The 4,221-nt window shown below is 75.7% G+C and carries 4 protein-coding genes and 1 pseudogene; 3 read left to right on the forward strand and 2 right to left on the reverse strand.

What is annotated here, in order from left to right:
* Nucleotides 1–18: 18 nt before the first annotated feature.
* Both AB0L75_RS43845 and AB0L75_RS43850 read right to left on the reverse strand, forming a co-directional pair.
* Nucleotides 19–420 (reverse strand): hypothetical protein, encoded by a 402-nt coding sequence (locus AB0L75_RS43845; protein ID WP_365191896.1) that lies wholly within the window; start codon nt 418–420, stop codon nt 19–21.
* A complete protein-coding gene (locus tag AB0L75_RS43850) occupies nt 417–800 on the reverse strand; it encodes a BlaI/MecI/CopY family transcriptional regulator (RefSeq protein ID WP_365191897.1) in 384 nt (127 codons plus the stop codon). The genes AB0L75_RS43845 and AB0L75_RS43850 overlap by 4 nt, the downstream gene beginning before the upstream one ends.
* A gap of 176 nt (nt 801–976) precedes the next feature.
* On the opposite strand from AB0L75_RS43850, the gene AB0L75_RS43855 reads away from it, so the two are divergent.
* The 3 genes and pseudogenes from AB0L75_RS43855 to prcB all read left to right on the forward strand — a co-directional run.
* Entirely contained in the window at nt 977–2,482 is a 1,506-nt protein-coding gene (locus tag AB0L75_RS43855) for a hypothetical protein (protein WP_365191898.1), read from the forward strand.
* A complete protein-coding gene (locus tag AB0L75_RS43860) occupies nt 2,479–3,426 on the forward strand; it encodes a lysylphosphatidylglycerol synthase domain-containing protein (RefSeq protein WP_365191899.1) in 948 nt (315 codons plus the stop codon). The genes AB0L75_RS43855 and AB0L75_RS43860 overlap by 4 nt, the downstream gene beginning before the upstream one ends.
* A 75-nt stretch (nt 3,427–3,501) precedes the next feature.
* Nucleotides 3,502–4,146: pseudogene (gene prcB / locus AB0L75_RS43865) on the forward strand (proteasome subunit beta); the annotation flags it as partial.
* Nucleotides 4,147–4,221: the final 75 nt, after the last annotated feature.

Consider the following 4,221-nt stretch of genomic DNA (forward strand, 5'->3'; position numbering starts at 1 on the left):
CCTGGTGGAGCGCATCGATCACGGCCTGGGGAGCCTTGAAGTCGGTGTCGGCGACCCACATCGGTGTCCCGCGCACAGCCGGCGCAGGGCCCGCCGGGTGCACCGCTCCGCGCGGACGGCCCGGTACAGCCGCAGGGCGATCACCAGCAGTGCCAGGCAGGCCGCGAGCCCGATCGCCTCGGGCACCGGATCGGTGACCGTACGCCCGTCCTCGCGGGCCTCGCGGACGACCGGCGGCGCGTCTGTGAGCAGCGCGGCCGCCAGCAGGACCAGCGACCAGGTGGTGGCCGCGGCGGTCAGCACGGCCGCCGAGGTCAGCACGCGCACGGCGAGCGCCGGAGCGACCCGACGGGCGATCACCGGCCCGACCGCCGACAGCAGCAGGGACAGCACCAGCGGGCTGTAGACGGCGAACCTCATGGGCCGTCTCCGGCGAGAACGTCGCGCAGCGCCCGCTCCTCCTCGGGGCTCAGCCCGGTCACGAACTGCTGGAGCGCTGCGATCGGGTCCGGGCCCCGGTCCAGGGCCTCGTGCATCGCCTCGGCGGTCAGCTCGGCCGCGTTCTTCGCCGGCCGGTACGCACCGCGCCGCCCGTCGGCGTCCCTGAGCACCAGGCCCTTGTCGTAGAGGCGTTTGAGGATGGTGTGCACGGTGTTGTAGGCGAGTGCGCCGTCGACCTCGGCCTGGATCTCCGCCGGGGTCAGCGGCCGCTCGGTGGCCCAGAGCGCGGCCAGCACCTCGCTCTCCAGCTCACCGGCGCTGCGCCGCTCCGCCCTGCCGCGGGACCCTGTGCCAGCCATGCCCCAACCTTACAGCGCGTAGTGCCATCGGCCGGATGGCCCCGTCCGCCCGGCGGAGGGCCGTCATTCGGGGTAGTTTGACGGTGTTTCGCCCTTGCCTGCATGGCTCCCGCCCTCGACCCTACAAGTTGTAGGGTGGCAAGGGTCCCGCACGCCGCGGGGGCGGAGGGGTGATCATGACCGGCAGCGTGCGCGCCACACTCGCCGGGACCCGGCGCGAGCGCTCGCACCACGGGTCCGAGGGCGCCCGGCGATCCCGTGCCACGGTCGCGCTCGCGGCGGTCGCGGCCGCCTTCACCCTGGCCCAACTGCTGCTCGTCCGGCCCGGCATGGGCCTCGGCTGGGACGAGACGGTGTACGTCAGCCAGGTCAGCGCCCACGCCCCCGCCGCCTTCTTCAGCGCACCCCGTGCCCGCGGCGTCTCCCTGCTCGTCGCTCCCGTCGCCGCCTGGTCGTCCTCCACCGCACTGCTGCGGATCTACCTCGCGGTCCTGTCCGGCCTCGCCCTGTTCCTGGCCCTGCGCGCCTGGCGCGGCCTGTTCCCGGACCGCGTCCTCGCCCTCGCCGGCGCCCTGTTCGCCTCCCTGTGGGTGACCCTGTTCTACGGCCCGCAGGCCATGCCCAACTACTGGGTCGCGGTGGGCGCCCTGACCGCCGTCGCCTGTTTCCTGCGGACCCGCCACGGCTCCGGGCGCTCGGCCTGGTGGGGCTTGGCGGCGAGTGCCGCACTCATGGCCGGGATGCGGCCCACGGACGCCGTCTGGGCGACGCTGCCGCTGCTCGCCCTCGGCCTCGCCCGCCGCCACTGGCGGGCACTCGCGGTGCTGCTCGCCGGGCTCGCGGCCGGCGCCGCCGAGTGGGTGATCGAGGCGTACGTCCGCTACGGCGGTCTGGCGCGCCGCCTGTCCGACGGCTCGGCGATCCAGGGCGGCCTCGGCTGGCACGTCGCCGTCCTCGACCAGTGGCGCAGCCTCGGCGGCCGGGCGCTGTGCCGCCCCTGCACCGGCCATCCGCCGCACCCGCTGGTCACCGTCTGGTGGTTCGTCCTGCCCCTGCTCGCCCTGCTCGGGTGCGCCGTGGCCGTCCGCGCCCGGCGTACGACGCCCACGCTGCTGCCGCTCGCCTGCGCGGCGACCGCCGCCTTCCCCTACCTGTTCCTGATCGACTACGCGGCCCCGCGCTTCCTGCTGCCCGCCTACGCCCTGCTCGCGCTCCCGGTCGCCGACGCGCTGGTGCACCTGCTCACCACTGCGCGCCGCCCCTGGCGCCCCGTCGCCGCAACACTGCTCTGCCTCGGTCTCGCCGCCCACCTGGCCGTCCAACTGGCCGTCCTGGTGCACATGGTGGGCACCACCACAGCCGAACACCGCGTCTGGTCCCGTACGGCCGTCGTCCTGCACCGCCTCGGCGTCCGCCCGCCCTGCCTGCTCACCGGGGGCGACGCCCTCCCCGTCGCCTTCTACGCGGGCTGCGCGTCGGCCGCCACCGCCGGACCCAACGCCAACACCACCGAGGACGCCATCGCCGCCACGGCCCGGCGCATCCCGGTCGCCGTGCTGGCACCCGCCGACGCCCAGCCACCCGTCTACGCCCGCACCTGGCCGACCGCACCCTTCGCCGGCGGGCGGCTGTACTACTCCGTGCCAGGGAGCACGCGGGTCGCTTCGGGGAGCGGCCGATGACGTCGCCCGTGGAGGTCGAACCCGTCCTCGGGCGGCGGCGTGGCTACTGGCATGCCGGTGTCCTGGTCGCCGTCCTCCTGGGCGGGCTGTACCTGGCTCGCCGGCACTGGCCCGCTGTCGAGAGCGGTGTGGGACGGCTGGCCGGCGCCGATCCGGGCTGGCTGCTGGTCGGTGCGACGGCGGCCCTCGGCACGTGGGCGGCGTCGGCGCTCGCCCAGCAGGGCGCGGTCCTGCGACGGCTGCCCGGACCCCGGCTTCTCGCCGCCCAGTTCGCCGCCTCCGCCGCGGGCCACCTGCTGCCCGCCGGGCTCGGCGCCGGCGCCGTGAACCTGCGGTTCCTGATGCGCTGCGGACTGCCCGCGGGCCGCTCGGCCGGCGCCCTCGTGGTGAAGGCCACCGCCGGCGCCGCCGTCCGCCTGGCGCTGATCGTGCTGCTCGCCCCCGCCTGCCCCGGCCTGCTGAGCCCGCCGCACCTCACCCCGGCGGCGCTCGCCGTCGCCCTCGGCGGCCTCGCGCTGCTCGGTGCCCTGCCGATGACCCCCTGGTGGGCCCGCTGCCGCCCGGCCCTCTCCACCGCCCTGGCCGACATCCGCGCCCTGCACCGCCGCCCCGCCCGGGCAGCGGCCCTGTGGGCGGGCTCCCTCGCCTTCGCCGCGCTGCACTCGCTGGTCCTCATCTCCGTCACCCAGGCCATCGCCCTGCCCCTGCCCCCGCTCCAGGTGGCCCTGCTGTACCTCGTCGCCAGCAGCGCCGCCGCCCTGCTGCCCACCCCGGGCGGCCTGGGCTCCCTGGACGCGGCGCTCGCCCTCGCCCTCACCGTCTCCGGCGCCCCCGGCGCGGCCGCCGCCTCCGCCGTGCTGGGCTACCGGCTGCTGACCGTGTGGCTGCCGCTGCTCCCGGGGCTGCTGGTGCTCGGCGTGCTGGTGCGGCGCAAGGCCCTGTGAGAGACCGGGAGTTTCCCGCGCGCCCACCGCAGGTAGGACTCGGGTGTCACATGCCGTCACAGGAGGGGGAGAACCATGCGGGGGAACGACACGGCGGGGCTGCCCAGCGAGGCGTTCTTCAGGCCGGGGACCTCGTCCTTCACCGAGTTCCTGGCCGCGCACCGGCCCGCGCTGCTGCCCACCGCGCCCTCGCTGCCCGACGGCGTGCGCGTGGCCCACGGCCGGTTCCCGCACGGCACCACCGTCCTCGCCCTCGTCTACCGGGACGGCGTGCTGATCGCCGGCGACCGCCGGGCCACCATGGGCAACCTCATCGCCCAGCGCGACCTCGAAAAGGTGCACCCCGCCGACGAGTACACGGCCGTCGCCTTCGCCGGCACCGTCGGCCTCGCCGTCGACATGGTGCGGCTCTACCAGGTCGAACTGACCCACTTCGAGAAGATAGAGGGCACCCCGATGAGTCTGGCCGGCAAGGCGACCCGCCTCGCGGCCATGATCCGGCAGAACCTCGCCCAGGCCATGCAGGGCCTCGCCGTCGTCCCGCTGCTCGCCGGATACGACCTGACCGCACCCGAGGGCGAAGGCGGCCGCGTCTTCGGCTTCGACGCGGCCGGCGGCCTGTACGAGAAGCACGACTTCTACGCCGAGGGCTCCGGTTCCCCCTACGCCCGCGGCGCCCTGAAGAAGCTGTACCGGCCCGGCCTCACCCGCCGCGAGGCACGGCCGTACGGACGCCGTGCGCGACGGCGGCGACGCCACGGCCCTCGTAGTAGTGCGTGCGGCCCAGGAAGACCA

It is taken from the genome of Streptomyces sp. NPDC052101 (genome assembly GCF_040680235.1).
GTDB lineage: Bacteria > Actinomycetota > Actinomycetes > Streptomycetales > Streptomycetaceae > Streptomyces.